Source organism: Paenarthrobacter sp. NPDC089988 (assembly GCF_044748465.1).
In the GTDB taxonomy this organism is placed as follows: Bacteria; Actinomycetota; Actinomycetes; order Actinomycetales; family Micrococcaceae; genus Arthrobacter.
The window spans coordinates 510,090-528,864 of sequence record NZ_JBIVGD010000001.1; the positions used below are offsets into that span (position 1 = coordinate 510,090).

Sequence of the window (18,775 nt, forward strand, 5' to 3'; positions counted from 1 at the left end):
ATGTATTAATCTGTCGAGCTGCCCGATAGAATCGGCGCATGCGAAAACTTGGGGGACTCATCCTTATTGGCCTGCTCGGGCTTACCGCGTGCTCGGCGCCTGCGGCTGACTCAACACCAACGGCCACCAGCACTGAATCAGCAGCTCCGGAGGCGGCTCCCGTGGCCCAAAAATGGATAACCAAGGATGGGCAGCCGTTCGATATCAGCTCGGTCCAATTCAAGGAGTCTGAACTGGGAGCATTCGCGGCTGCTGCTGCTGGCATCCCCAAGTACTCTGGCCTCTCGGAGAAGTCCCTGGTGGAAATTGGGCATGACCTCTGCGAGCACTACGCGGGAGGCTTCACGACCGATGATCTGCGCGCAGCCAACAGCGAAGCGCTTGCTAGCCTCGGTGAAGCTGCCAAGAAGACGGTGTGCGCTAAGTAGTCCGGAACAACCGTCCTGTTGACGGATCCCGATACATATTCGGCGCGTTTGTCGTAGTCGGAAGGCTGCCCGTGATGAATGCCCCATTGCTGTTGAGGATGAACGCGTAGCCTGCAGCGCCCATATCAGCTTGGCCGGAACCAACCGTCACTGCCCCGTTACCTGGCCCTGTGCGAACAAGCTGGGCTCCATTAGGCGTGGCAGCGAGGTAAGTGCCGTTGGCAAAACGGAGGCTGCCGTCAAGAAAATCAGGGTCTATTGAAACCCCGTCAGCAACAATCCGTCCACCGCTAGACACAATCAGATCATTTTTGAGGGTTGTAACCCCAGAGACCTCCAACTCGCCCGTGATTTTGGTGAGACCCGTGATGTCCACTGGCCCATCGGTGACGAGCTTGCCTGTCACTGTGGTGTCGCCGGTGATGTTGGTGATGCCGTTGATGGTGAGTTCACCGTTGAACGTGGTGTTGCCGTCCACCAGGAGTGGCCCGTCAATGTGGAACTCGCCGGTGGCCACTGTGGTGCCGTTGAGCTGCATCTCACCGGAGGCGATGAATATCCCGGTCATGTTGATGGTTCCGTTGGCGTTCAGGGTGCCGACTATTTCCGCGGACCCGGTGACACGGAGGCCGCCGTTTTCGATGGTGATCATGCCGCCGTCGTACACAGAGAGCCCGCCGCGGCCGATGGCTGAGCGGTTCTGGTTGGTGTTGTTCTCCAGCCGTTCGATCCTGCGGACCAGGGCCTGGATGGCTTTCATGGGGTCGGACAGGTTATCGATTGCCACCATTGGGTTAGCCGCCTATCTGCTGGAACTGGAGGTTGATCCATTCCTGGTCGAAGTCGAACGAGATGAGCCGCCAGTCATGCCAGCCGGCGTCGAGGTAGTAGAAGCCGGATGATTTGACCCGGGCGGTGCCGCCGAGGCGCAGGTCCGCGACGGAGACCGTCCCGTTGGCGGGGATGCTGAAGCTGAGTTCCTGGGTTGGGTCGTTGCTGGAGTGCAGCCCCGCAGTGGTGCGGGCCTGCAGCTCCGTGAAGTCTTTGCTGCCGAAGTTCTTGACCAGCTCCAAGGCAGGGATGGGGCGGCTGAAGTCCGCGGCGTCCCTCACGAGGCGGTCACGTTCGGACCCTTCACCTGTGCCGATGACCTTGTTGACCATGTTCTGGGCGTTGGTCTTCAGCTTCAGCTTGTGCACTTCGGTCTGGGCTGCGGTGGAGTCCCATTCCCACAGCCCTGCGGTTAGCTCACCGGAACGCATGACCCATTCGAGGCCCGGGCCGTTCCAGTTGCAGTCGAACTCGACGTTCGGGCCGCCGTCAGCGGTGATGATGTCATCCAGTGCTGCGGCGCCGTTGAGGAACTCGTAGCCGAAGTATTCGCGCGTCTCGGTGCCGGCCACGGTGGCGCTGGTGATGACCGGCATGTTGTATCGGGCCACCGGGTCGCCCGTGAGGAGTTTCTTCACGATGAGGTTCGCGAGGGAGGCGAGGGTGACGTTGCTCCACCGGATCGGGGGTGCGGACTGGTCACCGTTGCCGCGGATGGATAGCAGGTACCGGCGTGCGAGGATCCACCAGATGTCTTGGTGCTGGACGGTGAGGGTCCCGGCGGTCTGGTCCTCGTCGGCGTCCACGAGGAACCCTGCGTACACGGCGTTCTCATTCCATGTGGCCACCAGCGCCCGTTCCATGAGCTGGACCGAGGACAAGCTGAGGACTTCGGCAACGGTGGAGTCTTTGACCTTGAACGTTGCCGATCCGCTGCTACCGGTGTTCAGCGCCCGGCCGCCGGTGAAGGCCGTCGCGGGAATCTCGATCTTGTCAGCCCATGAGGCGGTGCTGATCGAGTAGTACTTCCACACGAGGCGCCTCCTAGATGAACGTGTCGTACAGCCACAGCGTGGCTGAGGCGGTGCCGGTGAACGGGGGCCGCGGCGCGATGGAAACCGCGGTGGGCAGGCCGGGTGTCACCAAAGGGGTGAAGCCGTACCCGATGCCTCCGTGAATCACGGCCCCGTTGATGCGGACCCGCCCGGTCCCGTAGTCAACTTCGTGGGGCTGGCCCGGGACGAGCGGCTGGGTGACGGTGAAGACCTGGCCTTTGATAGTCAGAACGTACCCGCCGGGCATGTTGCCCTCCACCTGGAAAACAGCTGTTGCGCCGGCGTTTCCCTTGTGGTGGACGTTCAGGGCGTTCGATCCAACGGATGCGACGAACGGGCCGCGGGCCTCACCGAACTTGCGCGGTTCCGGGCACCACAGCTGCAGCTGGAACGTGGCGTTGTAACTGCCGCGCACCTCATCGATGCTGAGGCTGTCCCGGGACGCGTCAGCCCATTGCGTGAGTCCACCTTTGGTGACTTGCACCCTGCCGAGCTGCCCATAGGCGAGCAGCCCGGACAGGGTGTTCATCTGAATCTCACGGTCTGCGTGATTCTTGCCAAGGATCGCGCCCGTCAGGGTGACCGTGCGGGATTCCTGGTAGCGGGGAAGAACCAGTGACCCGTGACCTTGCGGCCATGGCAGTTTCTCACCCCGCAACGGGACACTGTCCGTCCAGCCGTCCAGGCCGTCCTTCGTGATCGTGAACGGGCCAAGCCCCGGCCTCCCGTGGAACTCCAGCCCGTCCACGACCACATACAGTTCGTCAAGCATTCACTGTCCTCAGCTTGTAGTTGAGTTGGTTATCGAATGCCCGTGCCACACCCTCAGGGCTCATATGGTCCCGGATGGGCATGTTCACCGTGACCTGCGCCCCAGCCAACGCGGATCCCGGCGTGCCGGGCCTCGTGGCCGTACCGGTGCTGGTGGCCCCTTGCTCTCCGGTCAGCGACGCTGCGTTCATGATGGTGTTCGCAGCGGACTGGACCTTGTTCTGCTCACTGACGATTCCTTCAGCGAAGTCCCCGGCCAGTGCCTTTCCGGAGTGGGTGGTGTACCCGCGCCCGGAGAACGGGCCGCGCTTGGCGGGGGAGAACGGGAAGAAGTCCCGGACCCCTTCCAGGACGCCTCCCACGGCGTCACCGATGGCCCCTGCCGCGCCAGTGATCCCGTCAATGAAGCCTTGGATCAGGGCCTTGCCGGAGTCCAGCAAGACGCCGCCGATGTTGCCCAGGGCCTTGACGACGGAATCACCGATGCCGCCGAAGAACCCCAGCAGGTCCGCGAGCATCCCTTGGGCGCCGGTGATGATCGAGTTCCACGAGGTCACGACGTAGTTGACGATCCCGGTGAAGGCCGAGGTGAAGAACCCCACCAAGGCATTCAGGCCGTTCAGGACCACAGAGATGACCAGCTGGATCGCGCCAGAGATGACGCTGATGATCAGGTTGAAGACCCCGCCGATGATGTTCAGGATCCCGGACCAGACCTGCGCCCAGTTCCCGGAGATGATCCCGGTGACCACCTCGATGATGCCCTGGACGATCTGCATCGCCGCGGTGATGATGTCCACGATGACGCCGAAGACAGTCACCACAATGGGCATCAGTGCCTGAATGATCGGGATCAGCAGGCTGGCAAGGGTGGTCACCAGCGGCGCGATGGCCGACACGATGTTCCCGATGATCGAAACCAGCGGGGGCATTATCGCCGTGATCAGCTGCATGAAGATCGGCGCCAGCTGCGACAGCAAGGTGGACACCAGCGGGATGATCGCGGCCAGCAGGCTCATCACCACCGGCACGATGGCCGCAAGGATGGTCTGGAACAGCGTGAATAGGTCAGTGACGAAGGGCATCATGCTGACGAAGTTCCCTGCCAGCATGGTGACCAGCTGCTGCACCAAAGGGGTCAGCTGGACCATGGCCTGCGTGAGCATGGCACCCACAACGGTGGCCAGGCTGCTGAGCATTGCCACGATCTGCGGCAGGACCGGCTGCAGGGCCTCGAAGATCAGCCCGATGGGGGAGAACGCCGAGAGGAACTGCAGCACCGTTGGTGCAAGGCCGCCGAAGATCGCCCCGAACTGCTGGAACAGTGGCCCCAGCAAGCCGGTGACGGTCCGGAGTCCGTTGGCGAGTATCTCCATGAAGCCCGGGAAGCCCGAGGACGTCACGTCGCCGTCGTTGTTCTTCCACGCGACCCCGAAGGCGCGGATCCCGCCGGTGAACTCGGTGATGAATCCACTGAGGCGGGGGAACATACCGGCCAGGCCGCCGTCGCCCAGCCCGTTCACCATGTTCTGGATCGTGGGCAGGATGCTGGTGTTGATGAAGCCGTAGACCTTGGTCAGCACCGGAAGGAACAGCCCACCGATGGAGGTGGTGATGTTCTTCCACCCGGCGGCTGCGCGCTGCTGCTGCCCGGCGAGGGTGTCGTTCTCCTTGGCGAAGTTGCCCTGCGCGTCGGCCGTCTGCTTCATGATCAGCGACAGGGTGGCCGCTTGCTGGGCGTTGTTCTCGAACGCCCCATCGACCTTTTTGAAGCCCAGTGCAGCAGCTTCGGCGTCGATCTTGGCTTGGTTCAGGGAGACGCCGTAGCGCTCAATGGGGTCCCGTTCCCCCTTCAGGGCAGAGGACAGGGCCTCGATGGCTTCCCGGGAGGTGCCACCGAACATGGAGGACAAGTCAGCGCCCAGGCCGATGAGCTGGTTGGTCTTCGGTGCCAGCTCGTCCATGGCGGTGCCGCCGTTTTTGAGCTGCGAGCCGATGAGTGTGCCGAGTTCGTTGAACTCGTTCTGGGTCAGGCCGACGCTGTTCTGCGCCTGGGTGGACCATTTGAGCATCTCCGAGGCGTTGCCCTTGAAGACGGACTGGATCGCCCCGGCGGACTGCTCCAGATCGCCAGCGCCCTTCACGGCACCTGAGAAGAAGTCCTTGACGGTATCGAAGGCGAACACGCCCGCGAGGGCACCCATGGCGCCCTTGAACCCTGCGCTGAACGCCCCGCCGGACTTCTTGCCGGCGTCCTCAGCCGAGGACTTGGCAGCGTTCCCTGCGTCGTCCACAGAGCTACGGACGGTGGAGGAGAGGCGCTGCTTCAGGGTCTGCCAGCCGCGGGCGAACCGGTTTGCGGACTGCTCACCGGATCCGTCGGCGTCGTTGGTCGCGTCAGCCAGTTTGGCCTGTGCGTCCTTCAACTGGTCCGTGGACTGCTTCGTTTTGGTCTGCGCGTCCACAAGCTTCCGCTGCGCCGTGGCGAGGCGTTCCTCAGCGGCGATGGCCCGGGAGCTGGTTTCCCCGCCCTTGGCCCGCGCCTCCGCCAGTGCGGCTTCTGCCACGCGGACCCTGCCTGCTGCGTCCTGCTCAGCGAGGCGGGCGCTGGAGAGTGCTTTGGATCCGGAAGCGACCTGGGCGTTGAGCTTCTTGATGAGGGCCTGGCCCGGGTCGCCGGCGCCGACGTTGAAGGCGGAGTTGAAGCTCCTGCCGCCCTCGCGGCCAGCGCCGGACATTTCCGCGTTGGTCTTGCTGCGGAAACCGCGGAACGTAGGGAAGATGGCTACCTGGCCGGACCCAACCTCGGAAGTCATCAGCCCTCCTCTATGTGCGTAGTTGACCGAAGGCGCTGCTTTGCTTCAGCTCGGCTGTCAGCTGCTCGCGCTCTTCGGCGGTGACCTTTTCCGCCTCTGGCGTTTCCTGCGCGTCCCACGGCCACGGCAGCCTCAACGGGGCATCACCCTTGGAGGACAGCGCGTTGTGGACCTTGGTGAGCAGCAGGGCTCCGTAGAAGCTCTCCCGGTCCATGGCGAAGGACCAGCCGCTCATGGACGCGAACAAGTGAGAGCCCATTTCCGTGCGGAGCCGGTTCACCAGGTCGATGGCTTCGCGGTAGCCCACAGCGTCACCGACGTCGGCCAGGGAGATGTGGAAGCGGTGGCGGAAGTCGTAGGTCAGTGCGGGGCGGTGCTCCTCGATTACTTCAAGGAGCGCTGCAATTCCCCCATGGTGGCCTGCACCTTGTCCTCGAACACCTTGAAGAACTCGACCATGATTTCGGTGGTCTCCATGATGTCCAGCTCATCGATCGTTGCCACCGTTTCGGGGCCGCCGATTTCATCCACGATCAGGAAGAACGCGTCCATCTGATCGAGGCTGCCGAACTGGCGCAGGAGCTTGGTCTTGAAGCGCAGCGGGAGAGCGATTTCGCCCTCGGTGGTCTGGCAAACAAGCTTGTCCTCGACCACGAGGAAGCGTGGCTTCTCGGCTGCTGCTTTGCGGGTAGTCATGATGTGCTCTCACTATCCGATGGGTGGTGATGGGTTGGTGCTGTGGCCCTGCGCCCACCCATCACGGAGCGCAGGACCACAGGTAGAGGGGCGACTAGGAGTCGCGGGTGTAGGGGAACGCCGCCGAGGCGCCCACCGAGTTGGTGACGACGACGTTGGCCGCGCCAGCCGCGCCGGCGGGGAGAACCGCGGTCAGTTCGGTGTTGGACACCACATCGAAGTCGGACACGGCCGTGCCGCCGATGGTGACTGCCGTGGTGGTCGCGAAGCCGGTGCCGGTGATGGTCACCAGCTCGCCCGTGCCGGCTGGGTCAGGGGTGCCCTTCACCGCGGTGATGCTGGCGGCCGTGATGGACGCCAGGGCGGGGATCAGCCACTCACCGAAGTGTTCGTTGTTCACCAGCGGGGAGCGGTGGATGGTCAGGGTGACTTCGTAGCCGAGGACGTTGCCGCGCTCGTTCTTGTCTTCCTTGACGGTCTTGATGCTGACCTTCGGTGCCCAGCGGCGGCGGATCACGCCGTTCTTGAAGATTTCCTCCGTGAACACGGAGTACTGCACGGCGTGGCCGCCGGCGTCGACGGTCATGTAGCCGTTCTCATCGGCGGTCTTGCCACGGGTGATGGAACGGACAATCTCATCGGTCTGGGCCAGTTTCAGGACCAGCTCGGCGGTCGCGATGCCGGTGGGCAGGGAGTATCCGTCCTGCCAGAACACGATGGGATCGCCGTCCGGCTCCAGGGTCCACTCGAAACCGCCGTCCTCAGTCAGAAGACCGGGCACCTTGTAATCCGGGTCAAGGACGAAGGAACGGGAAGCGCCCGCGGCGGGCGTCGGCCCGGCAGTGCCTTCAGGTGCGAAGCCGATGTGACCGGTTACCGGTACACCAACGGCAGAAACATCGTTGCCGAGTTCATCAGCAGCCATTATTTGCCTCCAAATAGAAAAACCATCCACAGGCGTGAATGGCTGGTTGATTGGTTTGGGTAGTGCTTAGGGGTAGGGAGTGCCGACAACGGCCAGGTCGAAGGTCATGTACCGGCGGGGCTGCCCTGATTCCTCAGTGACCTTGTAGGGGCCGGTGGCGTTGAGAACCCTGGCAACAGGATTCTCAGGTTCCGTGCCCGCGCAGTCGGCAACGATCATGAAGACGACGTTGGCGAGCTCGGTGGCTTGTTGGCCTTGGGTGGGGTCCTCGCCGGCCAGTACGGTGATTCCGACGCTCGGTTCCTTGGTGATGATCGAGGTTCGGGGGCCGCTGTCGTCCCGGACAACCACGGTCTTGGGCCTGGCAGGGTTCGGGAACTGGTTACTGACGAACACGTTTTGAGTGATCGGGGTACCGATGGCGGCCAGCTCGGCGCGGATCCGGCCGGTCAGGTACAGTTCCAGATCTGTGAACAGGACCCGGCTACCCACCCTTCTTCACCTGATTCAGGGCCCTGGCGAGGTTCCCGGTTTTGGATTCAGTAAGCAAGGACTTCGAATCCTTGGCTACCACCAAGGCGACATTGCGGCGGCCCCGCTCCACAACCTCAACGCTGATGCCGTCGGCATAATCGTTCGTGTCTCGAGGAGCGGTTGCGCGAGCTGCTGAGGCGACCTCGTTGGCGACATTGGAGCAAAGGTCTGTGACCTCGGCAGACTTGCCCAGCCGTTCAAAGAAGGCGTCGTTGTACTCGATGCCTGCCATCAGCCCACCACCTTCTTCACTCGGAACTCCACGCCTGGATTCCAGCCCGTAAAGGCGTTCTTCCAATCGGCGACTTCACCTTCGACCTCCCATAAGCCCGAGCGGGCGCGGATGCGATCGAAAGGAAGTACGTCGATTCCTGGCGGACCATAGAGGCTCATCGATGTCGTGACCGTGTTCCGATCCGAAGCCAGCGATTCATTGCTGCTAGACGGGGCGATGGCGACACCGACGAGGTCAATAGTGTCCGGGTCTGACCATTCGCGAACGGTTTGTTCTCCCGAGAAGGGATCTTCGGCGAGCGCGGCGCGCTCTCGCTGGACGGTTTCTCCGTTCGGTAGCGGAAACATCAGTTCTTGCCTTCCGGCCATTCGAAGAGGTTCTCGTATCTGCCCGATGGTGGGGCGTGGAACTGCGGAAGGACGGTACTTCGCCCTTCGATGACTTCCACCATCCAGTCTTCGATGTTCGCGGGGTTTGTACTGCCAGCTTGTAGCGTCGCTGAGCGCGACATAGGGCCGACGGATTCGGAGAAGGACTTGGCGCCACGGACAGGTGGGCCGTCTACAGCGCTGAGCACCATTTGCACCACGATGTCGGCGACGTCGTCAGCATTCAGTTTGTCATCGGGGTTGGCGATCCGCTGATCGACGTCCGGCCAACGCCGTCGGACAGCCCGCGAGGCCATCCCCAGGTAATACTCCGCCCGTGGCCGTTCTGTAGCGGTGAGTGAGCGCCACGCCTTTTCCAGCGTCGAAAGCTCAGCCAGATCTTCGGCCATGACGCTCACCCCCTCTACTTGGTTGCTGCTGCCTTGCCAGCTGCTGTCTTGGCGTCCGCTGCGGCTTTCGCGTCAGCGGCTGCCTTCGCGTCGGCCGCGGCTTTCGCGTCAGCGGCTGCCTTGGCATCGGCCGCGGCTTTCGCGGCGGCCTCCTTGTCGGCGTCCGACTCTTCCGCGGGGGCGGCCTTGACCTTCTCGATGCGGCCCAGCTCCTCAAGCTTGTCCAGGAGGTCTTGCTCAACGCCGTCGGGAATGATGTCCCCACGGTCCACGAAGCGGGCGATCCGGTTGCCGTCAGCGGGACCGACAGACACTTTCACAACCGGGGCCTTGGCCTTGTACGTTGCTTTGGTTCCAGCCATTGCTTAGGCCCCCGTTCCGGTCAGGTGGAACCCGGCGAGCGGGTTCACTACGACAGGCACATGCGGGTTACGTGCCTGAATGCGGGTCTTGTCCGACTTCTCACGGAAGGACGCGATCTCCACGCCAGTGTCACCACCCACCGGGCGGTACTCTGGCGAAGGGATCTTCTCCCGGCCAATGCCACCAAGGCGGCGGCGGTCAACAAAGAGCGGATCGGAGAACTCGTCGTCATCACTGGCGACCCAGGTCAGGCCTCCGATGGTGGGGAAGGCGCCTGTGACCGCGGTGTTGTCGTTGTCAGGGAGAACGTCCAGCAGCTCAGGGATAACCTCGGCGTGCTGTTCGCCGTTCAACACCACGGTGTCCAGGGAGTAGCCCAGCTTCAGCCGGCGTGCAGCAGCCTGCACACGGAGCGCGTCCTTGAGGATCTGCTTGCCGTTCGTCCAAGCTGCTCCAGCGGTGAGCGTCTGGGTGATGGCGGACATGATGACGCCGAGAGCCAGCTCGTTGGCACTGAAGACCAGCTCCGTCTGCAGGAACAGCATGGCCTCATCGATGGGGCGGCGCAGGCTGCGACCAATTTCCTCATCGGTGATTTCGGTGGCAATGCCGTCCTTCTGAGCGGTGTAGATCTCGTACTGCTCGGCGCTCAGCGGTGTGAGCTTGTACTCGGCTCCCGGCGCGACCTTTTCCGCGCCACGGTCGGTGCGGATCTTCTCGTTCACCGGAACCGCGATGGCCCCGCCCTGGATGTCGTATCGTCCCTGCAGCAGGAACAGCCCGAGGAACTGCTGAGCCGTCAGGATTTCACCAAGGCGGCGGGCCAGCTGCGTGGGGCTCTGGGTAAATGCGATCAGCTCGGTCGCAGTCGCCTGCGATACCTGGCTTGGGGTGAGGGGGTAAGTCCTCATCTAGCTACCTTCCCTTCTAGAGTTCGAGAGCCTCAACGGCAGCGCCGTCAGCGGCCGATGTGAGCGCGATGTAGTACGCCGTGCCTGCTGCCAAGGTGCGGACCTTGCCCGCGCCGGCTATTTCCAGCCGCTGGCCTCGGGTGACGGCCCCGGAAGCGGTGAGCAGGTGGACCGTCTTGTTCACCTCGACGGTTACCTTGTCGCCGACGGCGGCGTCATGGCCGGCGACGCCGACGACCTTGGTGGAGGCAGCTCCCGCAGGAGCCACGGAGCGGTCAGAGGCTCCGACCTCGACCGGGTGACCGCCGGTGACGGCGGTAGTGACTCCGAAGGTCACGGTCTGGCCTGGGCGGAAAAGGGGCAGGTACTGACCCATAATCAGGACTCCTTCGGGAAGATGTGGTCGTAGGCGCGGGCTTCGTCCGTGGAGTCCTCCACGCCGCCCGTGTAGCCCACCGTGTTTACCGGGACCAGACCCGGCTCAAGGGAGGCGAGGGTGTCAGCCATGCCCGGATCCGCCTCAAGGGAGTTGAGCCAGTGATCACGGCGGGCCGGGGGGATGCGGCCGTCCTGCACGGCTGCGTTGACGAGCGCGTTGCGTTCGTCCGCCAGCTGCTGCTGACGGGCCAGACGGCCATCATCAGCGGCGTTGCGCAGCTCCTGGTACTGTGCTGCGTCCAGCACGACCGTTCCCGGCGCGTGGGCGGCTGCCGCGGCCGCCGGGGCCTCTTCGGTCTCCTGCTCTTCGAGTACCTCATCCAAGGCTTCGAGCAGCTGGTCTTCGTCGAGTTCCGTGTCAGCCCGGATGCCGAGCCGTTCACGAAGCCCCTGGTTCAGTTTTGCCGACATAGTGCCGGTTCCTTTCTCTTCGGGGGTGATGGTGTCCTTCGGCTCGGCCGGAGGTTTCTGGATGGTCTTCTCGACCATGTGGGCCGCCGCTGCGAGCGCTGAGCCGTTGACCAGGCTGAGCTGGGGGCGGCGTTCGCGGTGGCTGTTGACTGCCGGTGCCGGTGCGTTTTGGCGTCCGGCGTGGGCAAAGATGGAGAGGTCGAAGCGGTTGCTGGCGTCCTCGGTTTCGGGTTTCTTGGCGATCTTGGCGACGCGGTCAGCGAGCCCGGCGGTAACGGCTTCATCGGCCGTGTACCAGGTCTCTGCTTTCATGGCCTCGCGCCATTCATCTACGGTGCCGCCAGCTCGCTCGGCGTAGATCCCGGCGATGGTCCCGGAGATCCGGTCAAGGTCCCCTGCTACCTTCTGCAACGTTTCGGCATTGCCGTAGGCGAAGGACCACGCCTCATGGATCATCAGCTCCGAACCTTGGCCCATGACCACCTCGTCGGCCGCCTGAATAATGAACGATGCCGCCGAGGCGGCGAGCCCGTCAACCGTGGCCACAACAGTGGCCTTGTGCCGGCGAAGGGCGTTCATAATGGCGACGCCGTCATAGACCGAACCGCCGGGGGAGTTGACGTAGAGGTTGATCGTGGACACGTCCAGTTCGGACAGCTCGCGGACGAAGCGGGACGCACTCACGCCCCACCAGCTGTCGATCATCTCGTAGATGTAGAGGTCTGCCGTGTCGGTCTCGGTAGAGGCTTCCATCCGGTACCAAGGCCCCGACGCTGCGGAGGGCTTGAGCATTTGAAGTGTCATGTTGTCTCCGTTGCTGTTCGGGGGAGTGGCTCCCGTGCGGTGGCTTCATCGAAACCGGGCAGGCCATAGACCGTGCGCAGGAAGTCGTCCAGCTTCTGGTCGGCCTTGATCGCCCCGCAGTCGATGAGCATCTTGATCGCCTCTGCCGTGGGAGCGTGCCGGGAGCCGATTTCTTCGAAGACCAACTTGGGGGCCGGTTCGTTGGCTCCCCAGTTGACATCCACGATGTCTTCGATGATGTGCTGAGTGGCGGTGTCGGCGATCTGCATCGCGAGTGTCTGCAGCGAGAGAGTGAAGAAGTCCGCGAAGGTCGATCCCAGCGCCCAAGAACCCGTCTCGGTGCCGAGGTTCAGGAAGTGCGCGAGCACGGCCCTGGCGATCTGTTCGTCGTAATAGCGGATCGGTACGTCAGCATCCGGCAACGTGCCGGTGACGCCCTTCAGTTCCAGATCGGCCCCGTTAGGTGCAGCGCCGCCGGAGTTGTCGCCGGAGCGGATACCCTTGGCGAGCTTCAGGCCCGCTTCGATTTCCTTGTTCTCCCGCGCAACCCTGTCCTCTCCGGTGACAGAATCCGGGAGCTTGGACGCCTTATAGAACGGGACGCCCATGCCTTGCCGGTCCAGCGTCTGCGCCTGAACGCGCAGCGCCCGATCCTTCAGCAGCCAATTCTTGTACGCGGGCCGCAGGATGGACTGGCCGAGCCAGTTGCCGCCCTCCCGGTCGTTGACGTAAACAACCAGCCGCTCCACGCCCATGGGCTCTTTGGCGTTGTGCTGATGAATGGCCACCAGCCCGCCATCCGGTGCCACATCGATGCGGGAAAGCGTCTTGGGCGGGCGCCAGGCCAGCTTCCGAAGTCGGGCTTTGCCGGCTTCGTCGATGCGGTACTGCTGCTCGAAGACCGAGTGACCGAAGGGGAGCATCAGCAGGGCGAGCCGCAAATGCTCCGACCAGGAGAAGCGATCACGGGTCCGGATCACCGGACTGTTTTCGGCTCCGACCAGCGGAAGGCCAAGATCGTCGGCAACCCTTTGGGCGACCTCGGGGCGGCAACCGTTCGGATCGATCCGCCACTTGGTGCGGCGGATAGGCAGGGTCATGGCCCGCAAAACCGACGTGATCTGGGCGTCTTGCCGGCGCATCCGGTCATAAACCTCGACATTGTGAGGCCACCGCAGCTCGGGCGTTTCCTCTACGTCCAGATCAGACCACCACTCACTGGCTGACGTAGCGTAGCCAACTTCCGTGACGGGAGCCGCTGTGACAGGTTCGGCTTTGTTCTTGCGTGAGCTTGCCGATTTGAACCACTTCACCAAGGCGTACTCCTTTCATCAAAAGCCCACGAGGGCCACGTTGTCTTCGACGTAGGTCGTTTCCTCGGTCGTCACCGCAGCTGGTGGCGGCGGCGGCGGTGGCGGCTCGATCACCCGGCGGCTCATCAGCCACTTGGCCGCGATGAAAGCCATCAGCGGGGCGATCTCCGCCGGAGAGGCATTGCGGTCCGGAAGGGCAGCGCCGCCACTGAAGACCTTAAGGACCGCAACGGCCGCCGCGGTGTCCAGAACCGGCTGTGGGTTGTGCCTGACCGTCTCATCGCGGACGGCGTCAAAGACATCGGCCCAGCCGCTCGTGAGGTCGCTTCCTGACCACTCAACAACCGGGATGGTGAACTCTTCATCGGCCGCCAGATCCTCCATCAGCGGGGAGATCGGCGCTCCTCTGGACTGGCCGGCAACCGCCTTGATCCTGCCCCGGCGCCTGTCGTCCATCAGCCATTCCTTGACCCAGTCCGAGCCAGGTCGGGCGGTCACGACTTCGACCTGATACTTCCCATCGGCCCTGAAGCCGCCAAAGGCGATGTAGGTCATGGACCGGTCGTGCGACTGATCCACGCCCGCCCACACTGGGGAGCCCGGCATGATCCGGTCCTCGTCGGCAACGCCCACCGTTCCGTCTTCACGGTTGACCAGGACGTTCTTGCCCTTGTCCCACGCACCTGGCGGGAACGGCCCCGTCAAGGTGCCCTCCGACCATTGGCAGCCGACCTCAGTGCGGAAGACCCATTCGGGATCCGTGCGGCAGGCTGCGGCGATGGTGCGCTCGGTGAAGCCCGGATTCCAGTTCAGCGAGGGATTCGCCTGCGCCCAGCCCTTACGGTCGCGCTTGTCCGTCCCGGGGGCCATGGACCACTCCCAGAGGCCAAGGGTGTCTTCGTCCTGTTCGAACTCGGCCAGCTCGTCATCGTCGATGTCGTCAAGGTCGCCCTCAACCAGATCAGCGACGTCGAGCGCCGTCGGCCCGGAAGCTCCGATTTCTTCACAGATGCCGTCCGGATCCCCGATGGCCTCGTGCGCCATCTTCCGGAGGTACTTCAGGACAATGGAGGTCATATCGCCGGCATTGGACAGCGCAAGGATCAGCGCCTCGGCCTGCGCCATGGTCGTCTTGGTGATCGCGCCCCAAGCTTCCCAGTTCTGATGCTCGCGCAGCTCATCGAGCATGATCAGGTTGCCGGTGAAACCACGGCCTGCCCGCCGGTTGGCTGCCTTGACCTTGTACCTAGGGCCGGTCTTCTTGCCCGTCTTGTTGTCTGCGTCCTGCGGCTTTAGCTCAAGAGCCTTTTTGCCGTTGACCTTCACTACTCGCTTGAGGAGCTTGGAGAGGTTCTCGTCCTCCTCCACGAGGTCTACGGCACCCTGCCAGACTTCCTCAGCGGTTTCGAGATCCTGCGCGGTGCCCATGACCAGGGGCCAGCCCCAAACGATCATGAACCACAGCGCCAGCACCTGTGACAGCGTGCTCTTGCCGTTCTGCCGTGCGATCAGCACAACGGCCGTCCGGAACCTCAGCGAGCCATCCGGGAGCAGCTCCAGCATCCGGCACAGCAGCACCTTCTGCCACGGATACAGATCCACGCCCAGGACGTCGCGTGCGAAGTCGATGACGTCATAGCCAAGCGTCGTGTCCGGTGTCAGCGCCCGCAGCGGCGGGGTGCAGATACGGGGCTCGGCGTAGCCGTAGATCTTAGGCTTCTTGACCCCGGTCTGATCCGGTTCCGGAACGTGGCAGACCTGGCGGTAGCAGTCGCCCGGGTCAACCGCGTTAGGTCCACTAACCGGAGCGGCGTGCCCTGGCGCGAGCTTGGAAGTCTGTGACACTCGCACCCTCCGGCTTAGATTCATCGGCCGGCGCATCGCCCTCTGCAGGTGCAGCGGCGGGAACTCCGACACCCGGGATCGAGGCCGGTGTTACCTGCAGCTCGGCGCAGGCTTTCAGATACTGGGGAACCGTCGTGGTCATGGCCTTCTGAAGGGCCTCCATGCTGTCCCGCTGGGCTTCGTCGATCATCCAGGCCAGAGTCTTCAGCGCAGCGACAGGACCGGCGAAGCGCGCCCCGTGCAGGTGCTTGGCCTCAGTGATGGTCCGCGCGGTCGCGTCGGCGATATAGCCGCTCTTCCTGGTCGGCTTTACAAGAGGGGCAAACCGGTCGCCCCACACTCGGATCTGCTCGGCCGTGGACCGTTCGACGGCGAGCGCTGGATGGGGGATGACCTTGCCCCGGGTGTCGGTGACAACCATGCCTTCGTCTTCGATCCGGACGCGGGCTTCGCGTAGGCGAGCGGTCAGGGTGCAGTAGGTTTCCAGTGCGACCCGGTCAACCTTTCCCACGAGGTCATTGCTGGCCACGATTTCGCGCCACACGTCCGCGACGGGTTTGGGCAGGTGGTCGGGGGCCTCGACCGCTTCAAGGGTGTCGGAAGGTTTGCGCTTGGTCATAGGTTCAACTCCCCGATCTTCATCTTGCCGACGTCGAGCGGCTTCGTGGACAGGCGGCCGATGGTGATCGAGTGCAACGGGCGGGCCTCAATGGCAGGCCATTCGGAGACGGTCCGGGGCCGCAGTCGGGCCACCAGGTCTGACAGTTGCCGTCGGGACTTGCGCCAGTCGATCAGCAGGGCGATGTCCGTGACGCTCATTGCTGGGTAGTCCGCCAGAACGTCCCTTACGGCCGGTTCGGCGTCCTCGGAAGCCGAGGGCCGATAGTAGCTATCCCTCGCTCCCGGGCGTAGCGCCCGGCGGACAGCGTTCCGTGACGCCCCGCGGCCCCGGCTGATGCCTCGGATCGATTCGCCGCCTTCGTGAGCTTCCCTGAAGGTCTGGCGGTCATGCATTCTACGGCTCTGACTGCCACGTGTCGGCGTGGCAGACGGTCACCAGCCGCAGCGATGACCTCAGACCGAGAAGGTCCGCAAGGATCTGATCCGTCTCGTCGATGCCGTACTCAACACCCTTGCGAGCGCCCTGGTTGATCAGGGTCCGGTAGCCGATGATGCTGGCGTCTCGGCGTGGGCGTCCACGCCCCATGTTGAGATGCTCAGCCTGATTGCCATCTTTGACGATCAAGACACGAGTCACGCCCTCCGGGGCGTCGTCCAGCCACTTCAAAGCCAACCGAGTCTTACCTTCTTGCCGCGCCCCGATGATCACATGCTCCGGGATGTCCGCGGGAAAGAAGTGCATTGCCATCCGCCGCTTTGAGTCGGCCAGCCCGGCAGCGAACTCTGGCGATGGCGGATCGATCTCCAAGGCAGGTCCGATCATCCTGGCCACGCGCTGGCTGAGCGGTTCCGAGGTGGAAGTAGCGCTTTTCTCATCTTCGACAATTGCCACGTTTGAACCAGCCTTTCGGGTAAGATGATGGGTCCGTTTTCCCCGCCAATTCAACGATTCCGGGCCAAATCCATGCGGCGCGACCCCGGGGGGAGAGGGAGGTGCAGGCGGGGAGTGTCCGGGGTGGCGGCGGGCTGGATTTTTTGGGGCCTACCAGTCGTCGGACACCACACCGAGGTCCGGTTCATGGATCCCGGACCAGCCGGGGAAGTCTCTGACGCCGTCGGCACGGTCGAATCGCTCGAACCAAGTCCTGACACCAACAAGGGTGTTGACCTTGTCGGCCCGGTCTCGTTGCCTGATGCGATGGGCCAGCTCGTTCTGCTCAGCGGTCAGTAGGTAGACGTGAGTGGCAGCGACCAGTTGCGCGGCCTTGGCCCGGGCCGCTGACGTGGCCCCGGTCCTGATGACCACAGCTTGAGCCCGTCGATCCGAGCTGAGTGCGGCGAGTGCCTCGGTGAACTGCTTCTCACTCGACCACTGTGGGTCGTCGCGGTCGAAGACCTCCAAGCCTGACTGCCTGGCTGCCATGGTCTTGCCGGCACCTGGTGGGCCACACAGCAGAACGACTGTCCGGGCCACGGTTACCAGTCCTCGGATGTGACGCCCATGCCGAGGTCTTCACCCGGGCCAGCTGCCTTGTTGCAGGAGAGGTGAGCGGGTTCCCAGTTGCTGGGCTCCCATGTCAGATGCGGGTACAGCTTCCGTGACTTCACGTGCTGCACGCTGCAAGACTGCTCATGCGGGTAGGTCAGCGAGTAGTCGATGCCTTGCTTGCAGATGCAACATGGCTTGCCCTTCCGGCGACCCTCGGCCTTGACCTTGAGAAGCGCCTCGCCAGCTCGACGTCCTGACCAGGCGGGGATGCTCATGCCGTTCACGCCAGCGTCACCACCTCGGACACGACAAAGGCCCCGACGGTAATCCGTCGAGGCCTTCATCCAAAGCTTTGGGGACAGCTATCCCCTCGTTTTGAGGGTACTACATTCTGAGCTACAAAATCACATCAACGCTCTACTGCGTGCCCGCATGTCTTCGAACACCTTGAGCACGTCCCCTGGGTAGTACATCTTCCGGTCTCTGCTGATGCTGCTGACATGGTCGAGAACGTAGGCCAGCTTCCCGCGACTAACCCAGTTCTCGATGTCCTTCTTGGTGATGATCGCTTTCGCCTTTGCCCGGAGTAGCTCGCGCACTCCTGCCGGTGGCATCGGTTCCCCTCTTACCTTGTGTCTCAGCTTGTCCATGATGTCGCTGACGTTGTGGACGGCTTTGCACTCAGGGCACTTGACCGTGATGTCATCCGGATGGGCAACCAGCCGTCCGGTGCATGGCTTCGTTGACGGGGCTCCTTCCTCAGCGTCCATGGCCTCATCTAGTGTCAGGGCAAGTGGTTCTTCGCAGCGGCCGTAGACGCGGGAGTCTTCCGGCCCCCACACCAAGTCGCGGGCTTTGCTGACCCAGTCCCGCGCCATGTACAGGATCTCGCCAGCTTTCGGGTTGTCGGCCGCCTCTTCATAGGCCCGGGCCGGGAGCTGGTGAAGCCATGCCCTCAGCAGGTAGGCATCCACGTTCATCGCAGGCCGGGACTTCGCGACACCTCCTCCGCCACCGCTTGCGCCCGGGCTCCTGGTCACAGCGGTCTGATCGATGGCCCCGCCGATGAACTGCAGCAGCGGACCAACATCGGCGAGCAGCGAATCCAACTCCACGATGCAATCAGTGCACAGGTAGAGCGCAGTCTGCCGGGTGCAATCCTCCGTCGTGCAGGTGGTCATTTGTCCCCTCTCAGTTCTCGTTGGATTCGGCCGCTTTGCAGATCCTCGGGACGCCACACGCCGACATCGAGGCCGGCCAATTCGAGGATCTTCATGCAGAGGACCTGGGCAGGGCGCACCCGACCCGTGGAGGTCTTCAGCTCCCGGAAGAGGACACGCCTCCTGGACAGGCTGCCAAGGACGAGATCCGGGAAGCCAGCCTGAGAACGCCGGCTATCCGGGTTGTGGTAGCGAAGTTCGTAACTGAGGTACTGGGCAAGGTCTAGGACAGATCCTTGGAAGTCGTCTTCTGAGGGTGAGTTGTGAGATGAAAGTCGTTTGGTAGGCATG

At 63.3% G+C, this 18,775-nt stretch carries 25 protein-coding genes; 1 reads left to right on the top strand and 24 read right to left on the bottom strand.

Annotation, left to right across the window (positions count from 1 at the left end; all coding sequences use genetic code 11):
• Positions 1 to 38 precede the first annotated feature (38 nt).
• Positions 39 to 428, top strand: a complete 390-nt coding sequence (locus tag ACIPV6_RS02395) for a hypothetical protein (RefSeq protein ID WP_400269356.1) — start codon at positions 39 to 41, stop codon at positions 426 to 428.
• Here the strand turns inward: ACIPV6_RS02395 and ACIPV6_RS02400 are convergent.
• From ACIPV6_RS02400 to ACIPV6_RS02515, 24 genes are all read right to left on the bottom strand, one after another.
• A complete protein-coding gene (locus ACIPV6_RS02400) occupies positions 421 to 1,218 on the bottom strand; it encodes a hypothetical protein (protein ID WP_400269357.1) in 798 nt (265 codons plus the stop codon). The genes ACIPV6_RS02395 and ACIPV6_RS02400 overlap by 8 nt on opposite strands.
• A 4-nt stretch (positions 1,219 to 1,222) precedes the next feature.
• Complete coding sequence (locus ACIPV6_RS02405) at positions 1,223 to 2,293, bottom strand: hypothetical protein (protein WP_400269358.1); 1,071 nt, start codon at positions 2,291 to 2,293, stop codon at positions 1,223 to 1,225.
• Between the two features lie 10 nt (positions 2,294 to 2,303).
• Complete coding sequence (locus ACIPV6_RS02410) at positions 2,304 to 3,086, bottom strand: hypothetical protein (protein WP_400269359.1); 783 nt, start codon at positions 3,084 to 3,086, stop codon at positions 2,304 to 2,306.
• Positions 3,079 to 5,901 carry a hypothetical protein gene (locus ACIPV6_RS02415; RefSeq protein ID WP_400269360.1) on the bottom strand — a complete coding sequence of 941 codons (2,823 nt, stop codon included), beginning with the start codon at positions 5,899 to 5,901 and terminating at the stop codon, positions 3,079 to 3,081. The genes ACIPV6_RS02410 and ACIPV6_RS02415 overlap by 8 nt, the downstream gene beginning before the upstream one ends.
• A 10-nt stretch (positions 5,902 to 5,911) precedes the next feature.
• On the bottom strand, positions 5,912 to 6,208 hold the full coding sequence (locus tag ACIPV6_RS02420; protein ID WP_400269361.1) for a hypothetical protein: 297 nt from the start codon (positions 6,206 to 6,208) through the stop codon (positions 5,912 to 5,914).
• Between the two features lie 77 nt (positions 6,209 to 6,285).
• Positions 6,286 to 6,597 (bottom strand): hypothetical protein, encoded by a 312-nt coding sequence (locus ACIPV6_RS02425; RefSeq protein WP_071416610.1) that lies wholly within the window; start codon positions 6,595 to 6,597, stop codon positions 6,286 to 6,288.
• Positions 6,598 to 6,691: 94 nt separating this feature from the next.
• The gene (locus tag ACIPV6_RS02430) at positions 6,692 to 7,522 is read right to left on the bottom strand and encodes an IPT/TIG domain-containing protein (RefSeq protein WP_400269362.1); all 831 of its coding nucleotides are present in this window, start codon (positions 7,520 to 7,522) and stop codon (positions 6,692 to 6,694) included.
• A 66-nt stretch (positions 7,523 to 7,588) separates the two neighbouring features.
• The gene (locus tag ACIPV6_RS02435; protein ID WP_400269363.1) at positions 7,589 to 8,014 is read right to left on the bottom strand and encodes a hypothetical protein; all 426 of its coding nucleotides are present in this window, start codon (positions 8,012 to 8,014) and stop codon (positions 7,589 to 7,591) included.
• Positions 8,007 to 8,288 (bottom strand): HK97 gp10 family phage protein, encoded by a 282-nt coding sequence (locus ACIPV6_RS02440; RefSeq protein ID WP_400269364.1) that lies wholly within the window; start codon positions 8,286 to 8,288, stop codon positions 8,007 to 8,009. Before ACIPV6_RS02440 ends, ACIPV6_RS02435 begins: the two co-directional genes overlap by 8 nt.
• Positions 8,288 to 8,659 carry a hypothetical protein gene (locus ACIPV6_RS02445; protein WP_400269365.1) on the bottom strand — a complete coding sequence of 124 codons (372 nt, stop codon included), beginning with the start codon at positions 8,657 to 8,659 and terminating at the stop codon, positions 8,288 to 8,290. Before ACIPV6_RS02445 ends, ACIPV6_RS02440 begins: the two co-directional genes overlap by 1 nt.
• Complete coding sequence (locus ACIPV6_RS02450; RefSeq protein WP_400269366.1) at positions 8,638 to 9,069, bottom strand: Gp19/Gp15/Gp42 family protein; 432 nt, start codon at positions 9,067 to 9,069, stop codon at positions 8,638 to 8,640. Before ACIPV6_RS02450 ends, ACIPV6_RS02445 begins: the two co-directional genes overlap by 22 nt.
• Before the next feature lie 14 nt (positions 9,070 to 9,083).
• Positions 9,084 to 9,431, bottom strand: coding sequence for a hypothetical protein (locus tag ACIPV6_RS02455; RefSeq protein WP_400269367.1), 348 nt, complete (start codon positions 9,429 to 9,431; stop codon positions 9,084 to 9,086).
• A gap of 3 nt (positions 9,432 to 9,434) precedes the next feature.
• Positions 9,435 to 10,343 carry a hypothetical protein gene (locus ACIPV6_RS02460; protein WP_400269368.1) on the bottom strand — a complete coding sequence of 303 codons (909 nt, stop codon included), beginning with the start codon at positions 10,341 to 10,343 and terminating at the stop codon, positions 9,435 to 9,437.
• 16 nt (positions 10,344 to 10,359) lie between these two features.
• The gene (locus ACIPV6_RS02465; RefSeq protein WP_400269369.1) at positions 10,360 to 10,719 is read right to left on the bottom strand and encodes a capsid cement protein; all 360 of its coding nucleotides are present in this window, start codon (positions 10,717 to 10,719) and stop codon (positions 10,360 to 10,362) included.
• A 2-nt stretch (positions 10,720 to 10,721) separates the two neighbouring features.
• Complete coding sequence (locus tag ACIPV6_RS02470) at positions 10,722 to 11,996, bottom strand: head maturation protease, ClpP-related (protein WP_400269370.1); 1,275 nt, start codon at positions 11,994 to 11,996, stop codon at positions 10,722 to 10,724.
• Positions 11,993 to 13,309 (bottom strand): hypothetical protein, encoded by a 1,317-nt coding sequence (locus ACIPV6_RS02475; RefSeq protein WP_400269371.1) that lies wholly within the window; start codon positions 13,307 to 13,309, stop codon positions 11,993 to 11,995. Before ACIPV6_RS02475 ends, ACIPV6_RS02470 begins: the two co-directional genes overlap by 4 nt.
• 18 nt (positions 13,310 to 13,327) lie before the next feature.
• Positions 13,328 to 15,154 carry a hypothetical protein gene (locus ACIPV6_RS02480; protein ID WP_400269372.1) on the bottom strand — a complete coding sequence of 609 codons (1,827 nt, stop codon included), beginning with the start codon at positions 15,152 to 15,154 and terminating at the stop codon, positions 13,328 to 13,330.
• Positions 15,108 to 15,773, bottom strand: coding sequence for a P27 family phage terminase small subunit (locus ACIPV6_RS02485; RefSeq protein WP_400269373.1), 666 nt, complete (start codon positions 15,771 to 15,773; stop codon positions 15,108 to 15,110). Before ACIPV6_RS02485 ends, ACIPV6_RS02480 begins: the two co-directional genes overlap by 47 nt.
• Entirely contained in the window at positions 15,770 to 16,168 is a 399-nt protein-coding gene (locus tag ACIPV6_RS02490) for a hypothetical protein (RefSeq protein ID WP_400269374.1), read from the bottom strand. Before ACIPV6_RS02490 ends, ACIPV6_RS02485 begins: the two co-directional genes overlap by 4 nt.
• Position 16,169: 1 nt before the next feature.
• Positions 16,170 to 16,667, bottom strand: coding sequence for a hypothetical protein (locus ACIPV6_RS02495; RefSeq protein WP_400269375.1), 498 nt, complete (start codon positions 16,665 to 16,667; stop codon positions 16,170 to 16,172).
• 150 nt (positions 16,668 to 16,817) lie between these two features.
• Positions 16,818 to 17,249, bottom strand: a complete 432-nt coding sequence (locus ACIPV6_RS02500) for a hypothetical protein (RefSeq protein ID WP_400269376.1) — start codon at positions 17,247 to 17,249, stop codon at positions 16,818 to 16,820.
• 2 nt (positions 17,250 to 17,251) lie between these two features.
• Positions 17,252 to 17,539, bottom strand: coding sequence for a hypothetical protein (locus ACIPV6_RS02505; RefSeq protein WP_400269377.1), 288 nt, complete (start codon positions 17,537 to 17,539; stop codon positions 17,252 to 17,254).
• Positions 17,540 to 17,668: 129 nt separating this feature from the next.
• Positions 17,669 to 18,445 (bottom strand): hypothetical protein, encoded by a 777-nt coding sequence (locus ACIPV6_RS02510; protein ID WP_400269378.1) that lies wholly within the window; start codon positions 18,443 to 18,445, stop codon positions 17,669 to 17,671.
• On the bottom strand, positions 18,442 to 18,774 hold the full coding sequence (locus ACIPV6_RS02515; protein ID WP_400269379.1) for a VRR-NUC domain-containing protein: 333 nt from the start codon (positions 18,772 to 18,774) through the stop codon (positions 18,442 to 18,444). The genes ACIPV6_RS02510 and ACIPV6_RS02515 overlap by 4 nt, the downstream gene beginning before the upstream one ends.
• Position 18,775 lies beyond the last annotated feature (1 nt).

What these genes read in the sequence shown, in the direction of transcription:
- ACIPV6_RS02395 (WP_400269356.1), top strand. Translation starts at nt 39, where the DNA reads ATGCGAAAACTTGGGGGACTCATCCTTATTGGCCTGCTCGGGCTTACC.
- ACIPV6_RS02400 (WP_400269357.1), bottom strand. Translation starts at nt 1,218, where the DNA reads ATGGTGGCAATCGATAACCTGTCCGACCCCATGAAAGCCATCCAGGCC.
- ACIPV6_RS02410 (WP_400269359.1), bottom strand. Translation starts at nt 3,086, where the DNA reads ATGCTTGACGAACTGTATGTGGTCGTGGACGGGCTGGAGTTCCACGGG.
- ACIPV6_RS02415 (WP_400269360.1), bottom strand. Translation starts at nt 5,901, where the DNA reads ATGACTTCCGAGGTTGGGTCCGGCCAGGTAGCCATCTTCCCTACGTTC.
- ACIPV6_RS02425 (WP_071416610.1), bottom strand. Translation starts at nt 6,597, where the DNA reads ATGACTACCCGCAAAGCAGCAGCCGAGAAGCCACGCTTCCTCGTGGTC.
- ACIPV6_RS02430 (WP_400269362.1), bottom strand. Translation starts at nt 7,522, where the DNA reads ATGGCTGCTGATGAACTCGGCAACGATGTTTCTGCCGTTGGTGTACCG.
- ACIPV6_RS02440 (WP_400269364.1), bottom strand. Translation starts at nt 8,288, where the DNA reads ATGGCAGGCATCGAGTACAACGACGCCTTCTTTGAACGGCTGGGCAAG.
- ACIPV6_RS02445 (WP_400269365.1), bottom strand. Translation starts at nt 8,659, where the DNA reads ATGGCCGGAAGGCAAGAACTGATGTTTCCGCTACCGAACGGAGAAACC.
- ACIPV6_RS02450 (WP_400269366.1), bottom strand. Translation starts at nt 9,069, where the DNA reads ATGGCCGAAGATCTGGCTGAGCTTTCGACGCTGGAAAAGGCGTGGCGC.
- ACIPV6_RS02455 (WP_400269367.1), bottom strand. Translation starts at nt 9,431, where the DNA reads ATGGCTGGAACCAAAGCAACGTACAAGGCCAAGGCCCCGGTTGTGAAA.
- ACIPV6_RS02460 (WP_400269368.1), bottom strand. Translation starts at nt 10,343, where the DNA reads ATGAGGACTTACCCCCTCACCCCAAGCCAGGTATCGCAGGCGACTGCG.
- ACIPV6_RS02465 (WP_400269369.1), bottom strand. Translation starts at nt 10,719, where the DNA reads ATGGGTCAGTACCTGCCCCTTTTCCGCCCAGGCCAGACCGTGACCTTC.
- ACIPV6_RS02470 (WP_400269370.1), bottom strand. Translation starts at nt 11,996, where the DNA reads ATGACACTTCAAATGCTCAAGCCCTCCGCAGCGTCGGGGCCTTGGTAC.
- ACIPV6_RS02485 (WP_400269373.1), bottom strand. Translation starts at nt 15,773, where the DNA reads ATGACCAAGCGCAAACCTTCCGACACCCTTGAAGCGGTCGAGGCCCCC.
- ACIPV6_RS02490 (WP_400269374.1), bottom strand. Translation starts at nt 16,168, where the DNA reads ATGCATGACCGCCAGACCTTCAGGGAAGCTCACGAAGGCGGCGAATCG.
- ACIPV6_RS02505 (WP_400269377.1), bottom strand. Translation starts at nt 17,539, where the DNA reads ATGAGCATCCCCGCCTGGTCAGGACGTCGAGCTGGCGAGGCGCTTCTC.
- ACIPV6_RS02510 (WP_400269378.1), bottom strand. Translation starts at nt 18,445, where the DNA reads ATGACCACCTGCACGACGGAGGATTGCACCCGGCAGACTGCGCTCTAC.
- ACIPV6_RS02515 (WP_400269379.1), bottom strand. Translation starts at nt 18,774, where the DNA reads ATGCCTACCAAACGACTTTCATCTCACAACTCACCCTCAGAAGACGAC.